The organism is Micromonospora phytophila (assembly GCF_023656545.1).
Lineage (GTDB): Bacteria > Actinomycetota > Actinomycetes > Mycobacteriales > Micromonosporaceae > Micromonospora > Micromonospora phytophila.
Genome location: NZ_JAMOKF010000573.1, coordinates 1 through 1,960 on the forward strand (window position 1 = coordinate 1; position 1,960 = coordinate 1,960).

A 1,960-nucleotide genomic window follows, 5' to 3' on the forward strand; every position below is an offset into this window, starting at 1 on the left:
CACCAGGCGGTAGTCGTCGCGCAGCGCGGGCAGCACCAGCGCCCGCAGGTCGGGGTCGGCGAAGACCAGCGGGTCCGGGTTGCCCAGCCGGGTCACCTCGTCGAGCAGCCCGACCTCGTCGGCGCGGTGCAGCGCGGTGGCGGGCGCGCGGTGCGGGGCGGGCCGGCCGGAGACGAAGAGCCGCACCGGCGCGGGCCCGTGCCGTTCCTCCAGGCGCACCGCCACCTCGAAGGCGAGCAGCGCGCCCATGCTGTGCCCGAACAGCGCCAGCGGGGCCTCGCCCAGCCCGGCCAGCGCGCCGGCCAACTCGTCGGCGAGCCCGGCCAGCGAGGCCGGGAAGGGATCGGCCAGGCGGTCCTGCCGGCCGGCGTACCGGGCGGCCCGCACCTCGACCCCGGGCAGCCGTTGCGGCCAGGAGCGGAAGAACGTCGCCGTGCCGCCGGCGTGCGGGAAACAGACCAGCCGGGCGGCCGGCCGGGGAAGCGGGGAAAAGACCCGGTAAGGCGATTCGACTGACGAATTGCCGACATTCATCATGGGGCACCTGTCTCTCGGTGGAAGACGTCGATGGCGGATCGGAACAAACGACGACGGAAGGCGGTACGCAAGAGGGATTGACAAGCAGCACCGCACGCCAGCGCATTCTTTCCGGTCTCGCGCAACAGCAATAAAGCACGCCGCACCACCCTGTCGCAACCGGCCCGCGACGGGCCACCCGGAGCGCTCCCAGGGCCGATTTCACCGGTTCGAAACAGCCGTTACGCCGTCCGGCGTAACGGCTTCCGGCGTGCTACGGACAAGTCCGGAACAGGACAGCGACCCCGGCCGGACCGGGTTTTCCCGCAGTCAAATACGATGCGCGTTCACGTTTTCTCACATGTCGGTTCCCCGACCGAGATCTGCCCCGCGCAAAGCCGCTATATAAGGTCAAGTCCGGACAGGCGACACCGGCCATCGGCATTGCGGCCGCCGGGAATTCACCTACCGAGGGGTAGTCCGACAGCTATTTCCACAGGTGGATAGGCAACCATTCGACAATCGTTGACAGTCAACGCGAACACACCTTAGGTTCGTTGCGGCGAACGCGGTCACGGACAGCTGGGGAGTTTCGGTGACTCTGCGCTTGTTCTCCCGCCCACGGTTTTCACCCGGGGCAGGTGGCGGGCCGGGTTGATGCCCCCCGGCGAGCGGTTCGGCGATGCCGGAACGGCGGCTCACCACCAGGCCAGGGACGACCCGGCCGGGCCCGGTCACGATCGTCGGCCGCACTCCGCGGCGGACGACACCGGGTGCGATCTGATTTGGGGGGCAGATGGAGCTCAGGGTTCTCGGACCAGTCGAAATATGGACAGACACCAATAGAAATTCGCTGGACGGGGCGAAGCAGCGCACGGTGCTCGCGGCCCTGCTGCTGGCCGGCGGACGGATGGTCTCCGACCGGCAGCTCAGCGAGCTGCTCTGGGGCACCGAACCGCCCACCACGATGAACGCGCAGATCTACACCTACGTCTCCCGGCTGCGCAAACTGCTGCGCGACGGCGCGACGATCGTCCGGCAGCGCCCCGGCTACCTGCTACGCACCACCACCGCCCGATTCGACTTCGCCGAGTTCGAGCGGCTCAGCGGCGCGGGCCGGGAGGCGCTGCGGGAGGAACGCCACGCCGACGCCGCCCGGCACTTCCGCGACGGGCTGTCGCTGTGGCGGGGGCCGGCGCTGACCGACGTCACCGAGTTCCTCGCCGACGTCGAGCTGCCTCGGCTTGAGGAGGCCCGGACGGCGGCGCTGGAAAGCCGGATCGAGGCCGACCTGGCGCTCGGCCGGCACGCCCAGCTGATCGCCGAGCTGACCGGCCTGGTGGCGACGTACCCGCTGGCCGAGCGGCTGCGCGCCCAGCTGATGACCGCGCTGTTCCGCTCCGACCGGCAGGCCGACGCACTGGCCGTGTACGACGCCGGCCGG

2 protein-coding genes are annotated in these 1,960 nt (G+C 70.3%); one reads left to right on the forward strand and one right to left on the reverse strand.

What is annotated here, in order from left to right; genetic code table 11:
- The coding region (locus NCC78_RS31365; RefSeq protein WP_250799053.1) for a thioesterase II family protein at positions 1–534 on the reverse strand (534 nt) is incomplete at its 3' end.
- Positions 535–1,312: 778 nt separating this feature from the next.
- Between NCC78_RS31365 and NCC78_RS31370 the strand changes: the two genes are divergently transcribed.
- Positions 1,313–1,960 (forward strand): AfsR/SARP family transcriptional regulator (locus tag NCC78_RS31370; RefSeq protein ID WP_250799055.1); only part of this gene is annotated, 648 nt, incomplete at its 3' end.